The organism is Streptomyces sp. NPDC044064 (assembly GCF_056434245.1).
This window is the reverse complement of sequence record NZ_JBWKFN010000003.1, coordinates 427,361-442,685: the sequence shown is the minus strand read 5'-3', so window position 1 is coordinate 442,685 and position 15,325 is coordinate 427,361. Positions and strand designations below refer to the sequence as shown.

Genomic DNA, 15,325 nt, shown 5'->3' with positions numbered 1-15,325 from the left:
GCGATGGCGTACGTCGCCGAGGATGCGGCCGGAGGCGCCCAAGCGGGCGTTGCACAAGGCGCAGTCCGTTGCCATCTGCTGGCGCGGGTGCAGGCGGGCGACGTCCGGCAGCGACGGGCCCGCCGTGGGCGGGCTGGTCACTGGACACCCTTTGTGAGGAGTTCGGCCCAGACCTCTTTGTCCCATGGGCGCCTGCCGGTGCCGCGCAGGTCGTAGCCCCAGCGGTCGGCGACGGCATCGACCAGGGCCAGGCCACGGCCTGACTCGTCGTCATCATCGGCCGGGCCGAGTACTGGCAGGCGCGAAGGCGCCCGGTCCACGACCCCGATGCGTACCCGTGTCGTGCTCGGCCGCCCGACAACCAGGCGGATCGAGTGGCATGAGGTGTGCCTGGCGGCGTTCGCGATCAGCTCCGAGATGATCAGCGCGGCGGGGTCGGTGAGTTCACCGAGGTGCCATACAGCGAGTACGTCACGGACGAGCTTGCGGCCTATCTCGGCCGTCTCCGGCTTGCACGCGAACGTCTGGCTGTAGACGGGGTGGCCGATGGAACCGACCTGAACTGGCGTACTGAGACTCGTCATGGGGGAGCCTTCGTCGTTGTCGCGGCGCCCGGCTTGCCCCCATTGGCGGGATCAGGCGCGGGCCGGGCCGTCAACAGCCGCCCGCAACCTGAGGCGAGCGACTACTGACCAGACAACTCCGAGTCGTTGCAGACCAGTTAGGGCGTTCCGGCGGGCATCCAAAAGAACGCCCTAGGGTGATTTGAACTCCCGCTTACATGACGGAGGGAGGTTGTGAGGCTACGGTGCGTGCATGAACACCACGCGCAATACGACTCTTGAGGCGTGGATGAGCGAGCACGGATACAGCTCCAACAGCCTGGCTGACGCCGTGAACATGGCTGTTGAGCGGCTTACCGGGCGGATGGGCGGCCTGGACGGATCATCGGTCCGGGCTTGGAAAGCGGGCCGGGTCCGATGGCCCAAATCCGCAACCCGCCGGGCCCTTGAGGACGTCACCGGCCTACCCGCGACCGCCTTAGGGTTCGTGCCACGGGGCAGGACTCCGTCCACCCCAGCCGCACCGCAGGAGGACCCCGCCATGAAGCGCCGTACCCTCGTCGGCGGCATCGCCGCTGCCGCCGTCGCAGCAGCCGCCCCCGGGACCGCAGCACCCCGCCCTATCGGCATGAGCGACGTCGACCGCCTACAGCACCGATTCGCCGAGATCATCGTCAGCGATCACCGCCACGGCGGACAGCTCGACATCGAGCAGCGGGCCGCTGCACTCGCCGACGAGGCACTGAATCTCCAGAGCGCCGGCAACGCCAGCCAGCGCGTACGCAGCAACCTCTACGCCTCCGCCGCCGCGTTCCGCTCCTCGGCGATGTGGGCCGCCATCGACGGCCGCCGCTACGACGACGCGAAGGAGCACATGCGCGAGGCCCAAGCCCTCGCCGAGATGTCCGGTGACCAGGCGATCAAATTCCGCATCTGGAGCCACGCGGGGACCATGTACCGGCACATGGGCCGCCCCGCCGATGCGTTCGCCGCGAACGACGTCGCCCGCAACCTGCACATCACGCGCCGAGACCCCATGTTCGCGTCCCTCGGTCTGGCCCGGCAGGCGGCCATCCACGGCGCAGCGCAGGACCGCACTGGCACCCGCCGCGCGTTCGACCAGGCGCAAGACGCCATGCTGCGCGCCGCCCCCGACGCCTACCGGCCGGTGTGGATGCTCGCGTTCTACGACCAGGCCGAGCTGGACTCCTTGGCCCTGTCGGCGTACCTGTCGCTGGGTGACTACCAGACGGCCGAGTGCCACGCTCATCGCTGTCTGTCCGCCCTGCGGCCCCACATGGTCCGGTCCCAGGCCATCACCACGACCCGGCTCGCGCACGCCCAGCTCGCGCAGGGTGACGCCGACGCCGCCACGGCCACCGCGATGAAGGTCCCCGCCGACGCCGCTACCCAACACGCCCGAGTGTCCCGCATGCTGCAAGAGTTCGGGGCTGCGCTGCGCGTCACCGCGCCGGGCAGCTCCACCGTGCAGACCTGGACCGAGCGCGCCGCCGCCTGGAGGACTCCCGCATGACCTCGGCACCCGCCATCGAACTCCGCACGTTCACCGCGCTCGACGCCGTTCGCGGTGACCTGATCGACGTGTACGCCGACGTGCGCGCCCCGCTGCTCCACCTGCCGAACTACGCCGTCACCGCGTTCGGTGAACGCCTGGACCGGCACAGCGGGGAACCCGGTTTCACAGCCGTCCTCGCGTACACGGACGGGCATCCGATCGGCTACGCCTACGGCAACACCATCGAGCACGGGGACCGGTACTGGCAGCGCACCACTCCGGAACCGAAGGATGAGTACACCGAGCATCCGGCCATGGCCCTGAAGGAGATCGGCGTACGCCCCGCGTGGCGCGGCACGGGAACCGCTCGCCGTATCCATGACGCCCTCCTCGCCACGCGCGACGAGCCGTACGTGACACTCATGGTCAACCCGGCCGCTGGTGACGGGAAGGTCCATGCGCTCTACCGGTCATGGGGGTACGAGGACATCGGACAGAGCCAGCCGTCACCGGCCTCGCCGGTCCTCACAGTGATGATCCGCGCCACCCGCTGACCGGCTGCGACCGTGACGGCTCGCCCCCTCGGAGTGATTTCGGAAGTGGCGGATGGCGAGGGTTGCGGCGGTTGCCGTTAGGCAGAGGGCGTAGGCGGTGACGACCCATGCGGCTGGGGCGCGGCCCGCGGTGAGGCCGTGGATCACCGCGGTCAGCCAGCCGGCGTAGGACGCGCCGTGCAGGATGCGGAACGGGCGGATCCAGCGGCGGGTGGCGAAGACGCCGCGCCAGACGCCGGTGGCCACGGCGAGGAGGAACAGATAGCAGGCCAGGGTGCCGAGACCGACCAGCGCGTCACCGCTGCCCCAGCCGAGCGCCGCGGCCGTCGCGGCGACCCGGCCGCCGGCCACCTTCACTCCGATGTGCAGCAGCAGGAATCCGACGCCGAGCACGCCGAAGGCCCGGTGCAGGTGCTGGACCACGGTCCGCGGGCGGGGCGGCAGCACACCGCGCAGCGCGGTCGCCAGTCCCAGCATCACCGCCAGCGACAGCGCGACCAGCGCCACGACGCCGGCCATCCGGTCGAGGAACCCCCGCAGCGCGCCGCCCGCCAGCCCGCCGCCCACGAGCACGGCCCCGGCCAGGGCGAGCCCGGCGGTCACGGCGGCGGGCCGGGGCGGCGGGGTGTGCGGCGGCCCGGTCCGCACCGCGGGCACGACGGGCGAGGTCTCGACGGCGGCTGTCTCACCCGTGACGGGGGCGGGGGCTTCGGCCTCGGGGGTCGCCACGGTTCCGTACGTGGGTCGGCTCATGTGTGCTCCCTGGCTGTGGAGGGCTGTGGAGTGCTGTGCGGGGCCGGAAACGGGGCGGTTCCCGGCCTCCGCCGGGGAGGGCCGGGGGCCGGGAACCGCGTCTCTCGGTCGCCGAGGGGGGATCGGCTCCGAGGTCTGGAGAGGGCCGTCAGACGGCCGGGGGGTGGAGGTGGACCGGGCCCAGCGGGGTGGCCGACGTCGAGGGACGGGCCAGGGACGCCGACCACGGGCCGTTCAGGTCCAGGTCCTCCACGTGCCAGGTGGTCGTCCGGCCCTCGTGGATGTGGGTCACCGTCAGCGGGCCTTCCTGCCCCGGAGCCACGTCCAGGGTGTTCAGGGGCATGCCCAGCAGACCGAGGCCCACCGCCTTCACCACCGCCTCCTTACGGGTCCAGGCACGGTGGAACAGGGACGTACGGCCGGGGCCCTCGGGGAGCGAGAGGATCCGGTCGGTCTCGTCCGGGGTCAGGACGAGCTGGGCCAGGGCCTCCGACTCCATCGGGCGGTAGGCCTCCACGTCCACGCCCACCCAGTCGCCCGCCCGGACCGCCAGCACCCCGCACCCGTCGGTGCGGGAGAGGCTGACGGCCAGCGGGACCGGGGGCCGGACCACGGCGGGCGGGCCGTGGTCCGCGTCGCCGCAGCCCGGGCAGATGCGCCGGCCGAAGCGCACGGTGTGGGCCGGTACGCCCAGCAGCCCGGCCACCGCGCGCCGCGCCCCCGCGCGGGTCGTCGTGAACGCCGCCGCGTCCCGTGGCGCGTGGAAGCGCCGCATGCGGGCCCGTTCCTGCTCGTCCAGCAGCACGAAGTCCGCCGGATCGGTCGCCTCGCCGAGCGGCCACCACCACACGTGGGCCGCTCCGCTCTCCCTCAGCCGCGCCACCACCGCGCGTGCCGTCTCGGGTACGTACACCTCGCCGACGTCCGCCGCGTGGTCGATGTGCGCGGCGGCCGTGGCCGGTCGCGTGGTCATCCGTCCTCCTCTCTCTCGTCACGGCCGGTCTCAGGCCAGTCCGTTGAGGCGCAGGAGCAGCTCCTTGACCTCGGTGGCGTGGTAGCGGTCCCGTTCCTGGGCCGGGTCCGAGCACAGCAGCAGCGGCCCGTCCCGGTCCTCCGACGGCAGCCGTCCATGGCTGCCCCTGACCAGGCCGGGGTCGAGCGGCACCACGGTCAGCGGTGCGCGCATCCCGGCCTTCTTGCGCAGCACGGTCCACGCCGCCTTGGCCTTCACCGCCGGGATCGACGGGTCGAAGAACAGCTCGGCGGGGTCGTAGCCCGGCTTGCGGTGGATCTCGACGCCGCGCGCGAAGTCGGGTGCGCGGTCGTCGTCGAGCCAGTAGTAGTACGTGAACCAGGCGTCCGGTTCCGACACGAGGACCAGTTCGCCGGCGTCGGGATGGTCGATGCCGTACGCCGCCTGCTCGGTGCGGTCCCAGATCTCGTCGACGCCGTCCACCGCCTTCAGGACGTCCCGCACCCGCGGGATGTCGACGGGGTCGGCGACGTACACGTGCGCGGCCTGGTGGTCGGCGACGGCGAACGCCCGGGAGGTGTACGGGTCGAGGTACTCCATGCCGCGCTGGGTGTAGACCTCCAGCAGTCCCGCGCGGCGCAGTGCGCGGTTGACGTCGACGGGCCGGCTCACCGGTGTGATGCCGTACTCGCTGAGCGCCACCACCGTCGTGCCCCGGTCGCGCAGGTCCGCGAGCAGCGGCGCGAGCGCGGCGTCCGTCTCCCGAGCCGCGCGGACCGCCTGCGGGCTGTCGGGGCCGTAGCGCTGCAGGTCGTAGTCGAGGTGCGGCACGTAGACGAAGGTCAGGTCGGGGCGGCGGCGGTCGACGACGTAGCGGGCGGCGCCGGCGATCCACCGGGTGGAGGCGATCGACGCCGTCGGACCCCAGTACTGGAACAGCGGGAACTCGCCCTGAGCGGCGGTTAGTTCGTCGCGCAGTCCGGCGGGCACGGTGTAGCAGTCGGGGGACTTGCGTCCGTCGTGGTGGTAGACCGGGCGCGGCGTGAGGATCGTGTCCACGTCGGCGCCCATCGCCCACCACCAGCACAGGTAGGCGGTCGAGTGGTCCGGGTCGCGGCGGCGGGCCGCCTGCCACACCTTCTCGCCCCGCACCAGGGCGTTGTGCTGGCGCCACATCATGACCTCGCCGTGGTCGCGGTGGTACCAGCCGTTGGCCACCGCCCCGTGCTCGCGCGGCAGCAGCCCGGTGGTCAGGGTGGCCTGCACGGTGGCCGTGACGGCCGGGAACACCGTGTCCAGGCGCGCGGTGAAGCCCTGCTCGCCGACCGCCTTCACGTGCGGCATGTGCTCCAGCAGCCGCGGGGTGAGGCCGACCGTGCACAGCACGACCGTCTGCGCCGTCGTACGATCGCCGCTCATGACGTCTCCTGCCGCAGCCCGATGGCCGCCAACTCATCCCGCAGCCAGGTCAGTTCGGCGGCCAGGCCGTGGGCGAGGCTCTCGTCGCCGCGGTCGGGGAGCACGGACCAGGTGTACGTCTCGATCTCGATGTGGTCGGTGACCGCCCGCTCCCCCGCCAGCAGTGCCCGCAGGGTCTCGCGCAGCACGGGCCGGGTGCTGGCCAGCGGCGGACGCGGGTCCTCGTGCAGGGGCACGTGGTAATGGATGCGCCAGGGCCGGCTGCCGGGCAGCGCGCCGGAGAGCGCGGGGCCGAGGTCGTCCGTGCCCAGCAGCCGGCCGCCGCCGGACGGCTCCCGGGTCTGGTGCAGGAAGCGGGGTTCGGCGAAGTCGGTGAGCAGCTCCCGTACGGCCGGGTCGGCGGGGTCGGCGACCTCCAGCGCGGTGGCCGCCTGGAGCTTGACGACCGGGATGCCGGCCTCGCGCAGCAGGGCCAGCGACTCGGCCGGGTCCTCGTGGGCGACCGCCAGGTGGCAGGCGTCCAGGCACACGCCGATCCACTCGGAGTCGGTGCCGGCCAGCGCGTCCACGGCCTGTTCGGTGCGTTCCACGACGCAGCCGGGCTCCGGCTCGATACCGACCCGGACCGTGCGGCCGGTGTCCGCGGCGATCTGCTTCAGCCCCTCGGCGAGCGCGTCCAGCTGACGGGCTGCCATGGCACGCTGGGCCGACGTCCACACGGTGCGCCAGGCCAGCGGCAGGGTGGAGATGGACCCGCGGGCCCCCTCCGGCAGCAGCCCGGCCAGCACCCGCGCGAGGTCCAGCGTGTACTCCAGGCGGGCCGGTTCCGACCAGTCCGGGTAGTACACGGCCCGTTTCACGACCCGGGCGTGGAAGCCGCGGTAGGGGAAGCCGTTGAGGGTGACCGTCTCCAGGCCGCGCGCGGTCAGCTCGCGGCGCAGCCGGGCCACCGCCGTCGGGTCTGCGGCGAGCCGGCCCGCGGTCTCGGCGGGCAGCCACAGGCCGACGCCGATCCGGTCGGCTCCGGCCGCGACCCGCACCGGTTCGGCGTAGGCGGCCAGCTGGCCGATGATGCCGTCGAGGGTCTCGGCGGGGTGCACGTTGGTGCAGTACGCCAGATGGACGGTGCTGCCGTCGGGGTGTCGCACACGCATGACTGCTCCTCAGCTCCCGCCGCGGGCGATGGAGTTGCCCGCGAACAGGCCTGCGGCCTGGGTGTCGTTGTAGCCGTCGAGGTCGAGCCGGCCGGACTGGCCGTAGAACGCGACCGGGTTGCGCCACAGCACGCGGTCCACGTCGTCCTCGTCGAACCCGGCGGCGAGCATGGCCTCGGCGGTGGCCCGGGTCAGCAGCGGGTCGCTGTGGCCCCAGTCGGCCGCCGAGTTGACCAGCATGCGCTCGGTGCCGTGGCGCCGAAGGACGGCGACCATGCGCTCGGGGGTCATCTTGGTGTCGGGGTAGATGGAGAAGCCCATCCAGCAGCCGGTGCCGGCCACCTCGTCGACGGTGACCTCGTTGAGGTGGTCCAGGACCACGTGCGCCGGGTCGATGCCGGACTCGCGGATCACGTCCAGGGAGCGGAGGGTGCCGCCTGCCTTGTCGCGGTGCGGGGTGTGGACCAGGGCGGGCAGCCCGAACTCCACGGCGAGGGCGAGCTGTGCGGCGAAGGCGTGGTCCTCGGCCTCGGTGACGGTGTCGTAGCCGATCTCGCCGACCGCCACGACACCGTCCTTGGCGAGGTAGCGGGGCAGCTCGTCGAGGACGGGGGTGCAGCGCGGGTCGTTCGCCTCCTTGGGGTTGAGGCCGATGGTGCAGTGGTGGCGGATGCCGAACTGGGCGGCGCGGTAGGGCTCCCAGCCGAGCAGGGAGTCGAAGTAGTCGGTGAAGCTGGCCGGGGAGGTACGTGGCTGGCCGAGCCAGAACGCCGGCTCGACCAGGGCGCGGACGCCCGCGGCGTGCATCGCCTTGTAGTCGTCCGTCGTGCGGGACGTCATGTGGATGTGTGGATCGAAGATGCGCATGGCCGGGGCTTTCCGCTCGGGAGTGGATTCCGGGTTGGGGGTGCGGTCAGTTGTCGGGGGTGGCGATGAGCCAGAGGTCGGCGGGCACGGTGCGGGACGCCGCGCGGCGCTCGGCGGCGAAGCCCAGGGCCATGCGGGCGAGTTCGGCGTCCCGGCGGTCGCGCAGGCCGGCGACCGTGCGCAGGGGGATGCCGGTGAACAGGCACTTCAGGACGGCCTGGCGCCAGCGGTACTGATCGAGGTGGGTACGGGCGTAGGGGCCGAGGGCGGCGGCGATGAGCCGGGTGTCGTTGGTGCGCAGGGCGTCGTCGGTGAGGGGCAGGCCTGCGGCGCCGATCGGGAGGAACGGGAGGGCACGGAGCACTCCGCGCCGCTCGGCCGCGTCGCCGCCCCAGTAGCGGGCCGCGGCCTCCTGTGCCAGCTCCTCGCCGCCGAGCGGGAGACCGATGAGGAAGAGGGCGCGGATGCCGTCCTCCACGTGCCAGTCGGCCCAGCCCGGGAGGGGCCCCCGGCCGTAGTGGCGGCCGGCCGCGGGGAAGCGGGGGTTCAGGGCTGTGGGGCCCTGCTCCCCGACCGCCGCGGTGTCCTCGGTGAGGCGTCGGCGCTGCGGCTCCGTCAGGACGGAGAGGAGGGACTCCTTCAGGGTGCGGGCGGTCAGGGCGTCGTGGACGGGCGCGGGGGCTTGGGCGAGGGTGGGGGCGGTCATGCGGCTACCTCCTTCGGGGTGCGTGTGGACGCATGGATCGTCGTGGCCGTGCGGTGCAGGAACTCGATGCTTCGGCGGGCCGTCGTCGCCGCGGCGTGGCTGTGGCGGGGCAGTTCCACCGAGACCAGGCCCGTGTAGCGGGCGGCGCGCAGAGCCTGGAGGATCGGCGGGAAGTCCATCTCGCCCTCGCCGAAGGGCAGGTGCTCGTGCACCCCGCGGCGCATGTCCTCGATCTGTACGTGGGCCAGCCGGTCCGCGGCCAGCTCCACGCAGCGGGCCTCGGGCCAGGGCTCCAGACAGCGGCAGTGCCCGATGTCCAGGGTGAGCCGGAACCGCTCGTGGCCACCGAGGGCGCGCAGCAGGCGGCGGTAGCCGGCGAGGTCCTCGACGAGCATGCCGGGCTCCGGCTCGAAGGCCAGGTCGACACCGGCCCGCTCGGCCTCGGCGAGGGCCTGCGCACAGCCCTCCTCCAGCCGTTGCCAGGCCTGCTCCCGGGTGGTGCCGGGGTCGGGCGTACCGCTCCAGAAGTGCACGGCCTCCGCCCCGAGTTCGGCTCCGACGCGGATGGCCCGGCGCAGCAGCTCCAGGCGCGCGGCACGTCCTTCGGGTTCGGCGCTGACCAGGGTGGGGCGGTGCTTGCGCAGCGGGTCGAGCAGGTAGCGCGCGCCCGTTTCCACGACGACGGCGAGTCCGGTGCGGCGCAAGTCCCGGCCGACGCGGCGGACCCGGGGTGCGAGGCCGGGGGCGTAGGGGTCGAGGTGCTGGTGGTCGAGGGTCAGGGCCACACCGTCGTAGCCGAGCCCGGCCAGGACGGAGAGGGCGTCGGAGAGCCGGTGGTCGGCGAAGCCGTTGGTGCCGTAACCGAATCGGAGGCCTCCGGCGGTCATGTCGGGGACACCTTCCTGGCGAGTCGGGCCGCCTGCGGGAGGCCGGCGGCGAGGACCACGGCGAGCCGGGGAGCGCCGGCCCGCGCGACCAGCGCCGACTGCAGGGGCAGCAGCGCGTGGATCCCGGCGCCGACCGCGGCCCTGACGCGTGCGGGGTCCTGCGGGGTGCGCAGAGCGGCCCACTGGGAGCGGGCGCAGGTCGTGGCGTAGGCGGCGGAGGCGAGGAGGGGCACGGAGGTACTGGGGGCCGTCAGGGCGCGCAGCGAGGGGAGCCGGGTGCGGAGGGTGGCCGCGGTGACGGCGTGCGCGACCGGCGGGGAACCCCGCCGGAGCGTCGCCGGGGCTGCCGGGCCGTCCGACGGCATCCGAAGCGCCGCCGGCTGTCCGCGGACCGCACCGGCCGCACCGCGTGAGCCGAGCACCGCTGCGGCCGCACCGCTCGCGCCCAGCACCGTCGCCGTCGTGACCGCCAGTGACACCAGCGGCTCGTGGCCGGCCCCGCCGTCCACCTCGTGGCGGCTGAGACGTGTCACCGCCCAGGTGTGCAGGCCCACCGTGGCCGCGGCGCGCAGGGCAGGGGCGGCCGGGGCGGGACCCGTGCCGTGCAGTACGTCGAGGAAGCGTGCCGCCGCCATGGCCAGGGGACCGAACGGGGTCCGCTTCAGGCCGAGGTCGTACGCCCAGACACTGGCCGCGAGCGGCAGGGTGCGGCGCAGCAGGACCCGCCGCCCGCCGGCCAGCGCGCCCAGGCCGAGGCCCGCCGCGGTGAGTCCCGCGGCGATGCCGAGCGCGGTCCCGGCGCCGATCCGGCCGGACGGCACGGGGCGCTCCGGGCGCTCCGTCGCGTCCTCCTCCCGGTCCGCCCAGTCGTTGAGTGCCATGCCGGCCCAGTACAGGCTGACGGAGGACGCGGCCAGCAGCAGCGTCCGCCCGCCCGCGGGACGCCCCACGGCCAGCGCTCCGGCGAGCACGTCGCCGGGCACGGTCAGCGCGGCGGGCGCCCGCACCAACTCGGCTACGTCGCGGGCGTGTTGCCGCAGGGCGACCGAGCGGGGGCGGTATCCGGTGTCGTACGGCCGGCCCGGGCGGGGAGCGGCCGTTCCGGCGGTGGCATCGGCGCCCGCCCGGTCAGGGGCGGTGGCAGCGGCACCGGCGCCGAAGACACCGGACTGCGCCGCCGCTTCCCCGCGGGCCGCGCGGAACGCGCTTCCCGCCGCCCGCGCCGCCTCCCTGGCCGCACGGGCCAGGTCGGTGAGCGGGCCGCGGGGCCCGGGCGCCCGGGGCGAGGAGGCCTCCCGGGCCGTGGGCCTGGACGGTGCGGCCCCGGAGCCGGCCGGGCGGGCCGGGCGGGCCGCCGTCACCGTGCTCACCACGGCCCGGCCCAGGGCTGCCACGGTCACCGCGGTGACCGCAGCCCGCCCCAGGCCGGACAACCGGGTCGTGCTCACCGTGCCCCCTCGGGCAAGCGGGTCCGCTCGGCGGAACCGGCCCAGGTGACGAGGTCGCCGTACTGGAGGGTCAGGTTGTGCTCCGTCGAGGCCACCGGGTCCTTGAAGAAGAAGCCGAGGGCGGGCAGGGCGCCGCTCTCGCCGCGGCGGTGGGCCAGGGCCGAGAGGCGGACGAGGTCCAGGACCAGGGGCGCTGCGAGGGCCGAGTCACAGCCCTGCCAGGTGAACTGCAGCGACATCCGGACGCCGAGGAAGCCCTCGAAGGAGATGTGGTCCCAGGCGGTCTTCCACTCGCCCATCTCGGGCACGTTGTCGATGTGCACCTGGCCCTCGACCGCGTGCCCCACGGTCTCCTCCAGGGCCCGCTGCTTGGACTCGGTCTTGCTGCGCGCCGCCGCCGGGTCGGCGAGGGTCGCGCCGTCACCGCCGCCGAGCAGGTTGGTGCCGGACCAGGAGCGCACGTGCAGCGCGCGCTGCGCGAACATCGGGGCGAGGGCGCTCTTGACCAGCGTCTCGCCGGTCTTGCCGTCCCGCCCCGCGTGCGGCACCCCGCGCAGCCGGGCCAGCTCCTCAAGGGCGGGCAGCACGGCACCGGCGGACGGGGTGAAGTTGACGTAGGCGCAGCCGGCGTGGAAGGCGGCGTACGCGTACAGGGAGCTGGGCGGCAGCAGGGTGGTGCTGGTGGCCAGCGCCTTGTCGAGGTCGGCCAGATCGAGGAAGGCGGGGTCGGGGTCGGGCAGCGGCTCGGTGGAGGAGACGTTCACGACCACCACCTGCGCAAGTCCGTGGCGGGTACGGAAGTCGGCGATGTCCGCGGCGAGCCTGCGGGCGGTCGTGTACTGGGGTTCGCCCGCGCGCGGGGAGCCGTCCCGGATCTCCCGGTCGGCCGCTTCCAGGGCGGGCCGTACGGCGGCGACGACGCGGGCGGGCAGTACGCCCGCGTCGGCCAGGAGGCCGGCCCTCGCCGACAGCGGCACGTCGACGATGTCGTGGCCGCCGAACACGAGGTCGGCGAGGGCCGGCAGGGATGCGCCACGGAAGACGGGGGACTCGGTGACGCATCCGGTCGCGGAGGCCAGATCAGCGGCGATCGCGGCTGTGCCGGCGACCACGGTGGTCGCGACCGAGCCACGGGCGCCGACCAGCCAGACGCCGACGCGGGGGGAGGTTCCGGGGGAGCGGTCAGTGTCCTGCATGGTGAGCTTGCCTCCTGCTGGTGGTGCCGTACGGAACGAGGGCTACTTGCCGAGGTCGGCCGGGAACGGGGAGATGTCGAAGGCCGCGTCCAGCTCGTCGCGGTCCCGGCGCAGCCACTTGGCGGTGATGTGGCGCACGGTGTGCTTCGGCAGGTGCGGGTTGTCGGTGTGGTCCGTGATCGGCTGGGCCAGCGACTGCAGCTCCCAGGCGGCGCCCGCGAGCCGGTTGACGTGGGTCCACCAGTGGCGCTCGATGCCGAGCAGCGCGAAGCCGGCGAGGAAGGGGTGCCAGCGGTGGTAGGCGTGCGTGGGCTCCGGCGGCGTGTAGTTCATCATGTGGACCTTCTGGCCGACCGGGCGGCGCGGGTCGAACAGCGTGCCCTGGCCGAACTCCTGGAAGGCGAAGACCAGTCCGCGCGGGTCACGGCCGTAGAACTGGTCGTAGACCGCGAGCTGGTTGCGCGACAGGACCTCGAAGGCGTCCTTGTTGGGCTGGATCAGCTCGAGGAAGCTGCGCGGATAGCGGCCGCCCTTGCGGGTGGCGAGCCAGGCGTCGTAGGTCTTGGTGAAGCCGCCGAACGGGGTGGTGATGGCGGTGACGGCGTCCTTCATCTCCTGCGAGGGGGTGTAGTAGGACATTTCGTCGTACTGGTACCAGAACTCGTTGGCCCAGCGGTCGCCGACCATGCCCGGCACGTCCGGCAGGGACGGGTGGCAGCGCTTGGGAGCGGCCGAGGCCGGCGCCGCGCCGATCAGCGTCGCGGCGGCGGCCGCGCCCGCCACGCCGAGGGCGGCCCGCAGCGCGCCCCTCCGGTCCAGGGTGTTGAGCGACATGGGTTCTCCTTACGAGGGGCGAAGCGTTTCGTCGGCGAGGGCCGAAGGTTTCCTTGGTACGACTTTCCAGGTCCGCCCTATCGGCGGCCTATACCGGGAATCCGCAGGTCAGGAGGGGCTGTCGGACTCGGGGTAGGGGGCCTTGCGCAGGCCCGGGGAGAGCAGGGCGCAGACGGCCGTGAAAGCCATGACCGCGCTGAGCGCCAGCACCGAGCGGACCGGGCCGGTGGCCTCCAGCAGGAAGCCGGCGGCGACCGGTCCCGCCGCCATGGCGCCCGAACCGACCAGGTTGGCGAGGGAGTTGGCGCGGCCGCGCATCCGGTCGGGGGCGGCCCGCACCAGCAGGACGCCGCCCGCCACGTTGAAGACCCCGCCGACGTAGCCGCTGGCCGCGAACAGCGCGCCGAGCAGCACGGGCGTGTGCAGTGCCGCGGCGACCGGGGCCATGAGCGCGGTCCAGGCGAGCAGTCCGCCGAGGACGAGGGTGCGCAGCCGCAGCCGGTGCTGCCACCAGCCGCCGGTGAGGGCTCCGACCAGTCCCCCGGCGCCGCTCAGCGAGAGCACCAGGCCCACCTCGAACTGGGTGCCGTGGTGGTCCTGGATGCCGGTCATCACGGCCAGGTTGAGGCCCTGGAACAGGACGTTGGTGACGGCGACCGCGGTCATCACGGCCCGCAGGAAGGGCTGCCGCCACATCCACACCAGGCCCTCGCGGATCTCGGTGCCGATCTTCGCCGGCGGTGCGGCCCGCTCCTGCTGGAGCCGCCCACGGATGCCGAACAGGCAGAGCACCGAGGCGAGTTGGGCGACGGCGGCGGCCGCGTACGGCAGGGACGCACCCAGTCCGACCAGTCCGCTGCCCAGCGGCTGCCCGGCGATCGCGGCCCCGCGCGTGCGGGCCTCGTTGCCGGTCAGTGCGGCCGGCAGCTGTTCGGCGGGGACCACGCTCGGTACGGCGGCCCGCTCGGCGAGCTGGTGCAGCACCCCGAGCGTCCCTTCGGCGAAAGCGGCGACGAGCAGCGCCCACAGCCAGGTGCGCCCGCTGAGCAGCAGCGCCATGACCAGCCCCGTGACCAGGGCCTGTCCGAGTCCGGCGGCCACCATGACCCGCCGCCGGTCCCAGCGGTCCACGAGCGCGCCGCCCGGCAGCTGCATCACCAGCTGCGGCAGCAGCAGCGCGGTGCCGACGAGCCCGGCGTCGCCCGGCGACCCGGTCGCCCACAGCACGGTCAGCGGATAGGCCACGGCGGTGGCCCGCCCGGCCAGCAGCGAGAGCCCGGCGCCGCCCCACAGCAGCCGGAAGTCCCGGTTCTGCCGCAGGGGCAGAGGGGCGGGTCCGGCGGAGATCTCGTCGGTCACCGTCATGGTGCTCTCAGCTCCCCCCGCCTCTCCCTCCTGCCTCTCCTGCCTCTCCTGCCTCTCCTCCGCCATCAGCCAAGGCACTTCCGCCGGATCGACGGCTGTCCGTCGTGCGGTCCCGCTCATCGGACGGCCAGCGGGACCTGCGCCGGGGCGTGGACGTGTTCCAGGACCGCCATGGCGCTGTGCATCTTGTTGGTGGCCTGGGCGAAGGCGATGCTCATCGGGCCGTCCAGGACGTCGGCGGTGACCTCCTCGCCGCGGTGCGCGGGCAGGTCGTGCATGAAGACGGCGCGCGGGCTGGTCCGCCACAGGTCCTGGGTGACCTGGAACGGGGCGAAGATCTCCCGCCAGTTCGCGTCCGGCTTGCTGGTGCCGGTGGTCTGCCAGCGGGTGGTGTAGACGACGTCGTACGCCCCCTCCAGCGCCGCCATGTCGTGCCGCTCGGTGATCCGCGCGCCGGTGCGGGCCGCGTTCGCCCGCGCCCGCTCCAGGATCGAGGGGGTGAGGCCGTAGCCGCGCGGGGTGCGCACCTCGAAGTCGACGGCCGGGTACCGGGTGAGCGCGAGGGCCAGGGCGGCCGCGGTGTTGTTGCCCTCGCCGACGTACAGGACGCGCAGGCCCTCGATGCGGCCGAAGTGCCGCAGCAGCGTGGTCAGGTCGGTGAGTGCCTGGGTGGGGTGTTCCTCGGCGCTCATGGCGTTGACCACGGCCATCCGGTGCTGGCTCGCCCACCCGCGCAGCTCGGCCTCCGGTCCCGCGGTGCGGGCGACCAGTACGTCGAGCATGCCGGAGAGCACGCGGCCGGTGTCCTCGGTGGTCTCGCCGGTGTTGAGCTGCAGGTCGCCGGGGCCGTAGGCGATGAGGGAGGCGCCGAGCCGCAGCGCGCCCGAGGAGAAGGCGGTCCGGGTGCGGGTGGAGGTCTTGGCGAAGTAGACGCCGGCCACCAGCCCGGCCAGCGGTCGGACCGGGCCTGCGAGCCCGGCGGAGAACTCGGCGCCGCGCTCCACGACGTGGTGCAGCTCCGGGTCGGTGAGGTCGTCGATGGAGACGAGATGGCGCACGCGGCGCCCGTCCGTGCGGACGTCCATGAGGA

At 73.8% G+C, this 15,325-nt stretch carries 15 protein-coding genes; 2 read left to right on the top strand and 13 right to left on the bottom strand.

What is annotated here, in order from left to right; all coding sequences use genetic code 11:
• Positions 1–137 precede the first annotated feature (137 nt).
• Positions 138–584, bottom strand: coding sequence for an ATP-binding protein (locus AC07DS_RS07465; RefSeq protein WP_479143494.1), 447 nt, complete (start codon positions 582–584; stop codon positions 138–140).
• 232 nt (positions 585–816) lie between these two features.
• On the opposite strand from AC07DS_RS07465, the gene AC07DS_RS07460 reads away from it, so the two are divergent.
• Both AC07DS_RS07460 and AC07DS_RS07455 read left to right on the top strand, forming a co-directional pair.
• On the top strand, positions 817–2,097 hold the full coding sequence (locus AC07DS_RS07460; RefSeq protein ID WP_479143492.1) for an XRE family transcriptional regulator: 1,281 nt from the start codon (positions 817–819) through the stop codon (positions 2,095–2,097).
• Positions 2,094–2,633 (top strand): N-acetyltransferase family protein, encoded by a 540-nt coding sequence (locus tag AC07DS_RS07455; protein ID WP_479143491.1) that lies wholly within the window; start codon positions 2,094–2,096, stop codon positions 2,631–2,633. The genes AC07DS_RS07460 and AC07DS_RS07455 overlap by 4 nt, the downstream gene beginning before the upstream one ends.
• Here the strand turns inward: AC07DS_RS07455 and AC07DS_RS07450 are convergent.
• From AC07DS_RS07450 to AC07DS_RS07395, 12 genes are all read right to left on the bottom strand, one after another.
• The gene (locus AC07DS_RS07450) at positions 2,586–3,386 is read right to left on the bottom strand and encodes a hypothetical protein (RefSeq protein WP_479143489.1); all 801 of its coding nucleotides are present in this window, start codon (positions 3,384–3,386) and stop codon (positions 2,586–2,588) included. The two genes, AC07DS_RS07455 and AC07DS_RS07450, sit on opposite strands and share 48 nt — an antisense overlap.
• A 148-nt stretch (positions 3,387–3,534) precedes the next feature.
• Positions 3,535–4,359 (bottom strand): 4'-phosphopantetheinyl transferase family protein, encoded by an 825-nt coding sequence (locus AC07DS_RS07445; protein ID WP_479143488.1) that lies wholly within the window; start codon positions 4,357–4,359, stop codon positions 3,535–3,537.
• 30 nt (positions 4,360–4,389) lie between these two features.
• Positions 4,390–5,778: an alkaline phosphatase family protein gene (locus tag AC07DS_RS07440; RefSeq protein ID WP_479143486.1), complete on the bottom strand. Its 1,389-nt coding sequence runs from the start codon at positions 5,776–5,778 to the stop codon at positions 4,390–4,392.
• A complete protein-coding gene (eboE, locus tag AC07DS_RS07435; RefSeq protein WP_479143485.1) occupies positions 5,775–6,932 on the bottom strand; it encodes a metabolite traffic protein EboE in 1,158 nt (385 codons plus the stop codon). The genes AC07DS_RS07440 and eboE overlap by 4 nt, the downstream gene beginning before the upstream one ends.
• Positions 6,933–6,941: 9 nt before the next feature.
• A complete protein-coding gene (locus AC07DS_RS07430; protein WP_479143483.1) occupies positions 6,942–7,799 on the bottom strand; it encodes a TatD family hydrolase in 858 nt (285 codons plus the stop codon).
• Between the two features lie 46 nt (positions 7,800–7,845).
• Positions 7,846–8,505, bottom strand: a complete 660-nt coding sequence (locus tag AC07DS_RS07425) for an EboA domain-containing protein (RefSeq protein ID WP_479143481.1) — start codon at positions 8,503–8,505, stop codon at positions 7,846–7,848.
• Positions 8,502–9,392 carry a sugar phosphate isomerase/epimerase family protein gene (locus AC07DS_RS07420; protein ID WP_479143479.1) on the bottom strand — a complete coding sequence of 297 codons (891 nt, stop codon included), beginning with the start codon at positions 9,390–9,392 and terminating at the stop codon, positions 8,502–8,504. The genes AC07DS_RS07425 and AC07DS_RS07420 overlap by 4 nt, the downstream gene beginning before the upstream one ends.
• On the bottom strand, positions 9,389–10,840 hold the full coding sequence (locus tag AC07DS_RS07415; RefSeq protein ID WP_479143478.1) for an SCO3242 family prenyltransferase: 1,452 nt from the start codon (positions 10,838–10,840) through the stop codon (positions 9,389–9,391). The genes AC07DS_RS07420 and AC07DS_RS07415 overlap by 4 nt, the downstream gene beginning before the upstream one ends.
• The gene (locus AC07DS_RS07410) at positions 10,837–12,036 is read right to left on the bottom strand and encodes an inositol-3-phosphate synthase (protein ID WP_479143477.1); all 1,200 of its coding nucleotides are present in this window, start codon (positions 12,034–12,036) and stop codon (positions 10,837–10,839) included. The genes AC07DS_RS07415 and AC07DS_RS07410 overlap by 4 nt, the downstream gene beginning before the upstream one ends.
• Before the next feature lie 42 nt (positions 12,037–12,078).
• Entirely contained in the window at positions 12,079–12,870 is a 792-nt protein-coding gene (locus AC07DS_RS07405; protein WP_479143475.1) for a Tat pathway signal sequence domain protein, read from the bottom strand.
• A gap of 108 nt (positions 12,871–12,978) precedes the next feature.
• Positions 12,979–14,301, bottom strand: coding sequence for an MFS transporter (locus AC07DS_RS07400; RefSeq protein ID WP_479143474.1), 1,323 nt, complete (start codon positions 14,299–14,301; stop codon positions 12,979–12,981).
• 50 nt (positions 14,302–14,351) lie between these two features.
• Complete coding sequence (locus AC07DS_RS07395) at positions 14,352–15,320, bottom strand: ornithine carbamoyltransferase (RefSeq protein WP_145884408.1); 969 nt, start codon at positions 15,318–15,320, stop codon at positions 14,352–14,354.
• Positions 15,321–15,325 lie beyond the last annotated feature (5 nt).

Bases quoted from the DNA above. Each gene is read 5' to 3' on its own strand.
- AC07DS_RS07465 (WP_479143494.1), bottom strand. From the start codon at position 584: ATGACGAGTCTCAGTACGCCAGTTCAGGTCGGTTCCATCGGCCACCCC.
- AC07DS_RS07460 (WP_479143492.1), top strand. From the start codon at position 817: ATGAACACCACGCGCAATACGACTCTTGAGGCGTGGATGAGCGAGCAC.
- AC07DS_RS07455 (WP_479143491.1), top strand. From the start codon at position 2,094: ATGACCTCGGCACCCGCCATCGAACTCCGCACGTTCACCGCGCTCGAC.
- AC07DS_RS07450 (WP_479143489.1), bottom strand. From the start codon at position 3,386: ATGAGCCGACCCACGTACGGAACCGTGGCGACCCCCGAGGCCGAAGCC.
- AC07DS_RS07445 (WP_479143488.1), bottom strand. From the start codon at position 4,359: ATGACCACGCGACCGGCCACGGCCGCCGCGCACATCGACCACGCGGCG.
- AC07DS_RS07440 (WP_479143486.1), bottom strand. From the start codon at position 5,778: ATGAGCGGCGATCGTACGACGGCGCAGACGGTCGTGCTGTGCACGGTC.
- eboE (WP_479143485.1), bottom strand. From the start codon at position 6,932: ATGCGTGTGCGACACCCCGACGGCAGCACCGTCCATCTGGCGTACTGC.
- AC07DS_RS07430 (WP_479143483.1), bottom strand. From the start codon at position 7,799: ATGCGCATCTTCGATCCACACATCCACATGACGTCCCGCACGACGGAC.
- AC07DS_RS07425 (WP_479143481.1), bottom strand. From the start codon at position 8,505: ATGACCGCCCCCACCCTCGCCCAAGCCCCCGCGCCCGTCCACGACGCC.
- AC07DS_RS07420 (WP_479143479.1), bottom strand. From the start codon at position 9,392: ATGACCGCCGGAGGCCTCCGATTCGGTTACGGCACCAACGGCTTCGCC.
- AC07DS_RS07410 (WP_479143477.1), bottom strand. From the start codon at position 12,036: ATGCAGGACACTGACCGCTCCCCCGGAACCTCCCCCCGCGTCGGCGTC.
- AC07DS_RS07405 (WP_479143475.1), bottom strand. From the start codon at position 12,870: ATGTCGCTCAACACCCTGGACCGGAGGGGCGCGCTGCGGGCCGCCCTC.
- AC07DS_RS07400 (WP_479143474.1), bottom strand. From the start codon at position 14,301: ATGGCGGAGGAGAGGCAGGAGAGGCAGGAGAGGCAGGAGGGAGAGGCG.
- AC07DS_RS07395 (WP_145884408.1), bottom strand. From the start codon at position 15,320: ATGGACGTCCGCACGGACGGGCGCCGCGTGCGCCATCTCGTCTCCATC.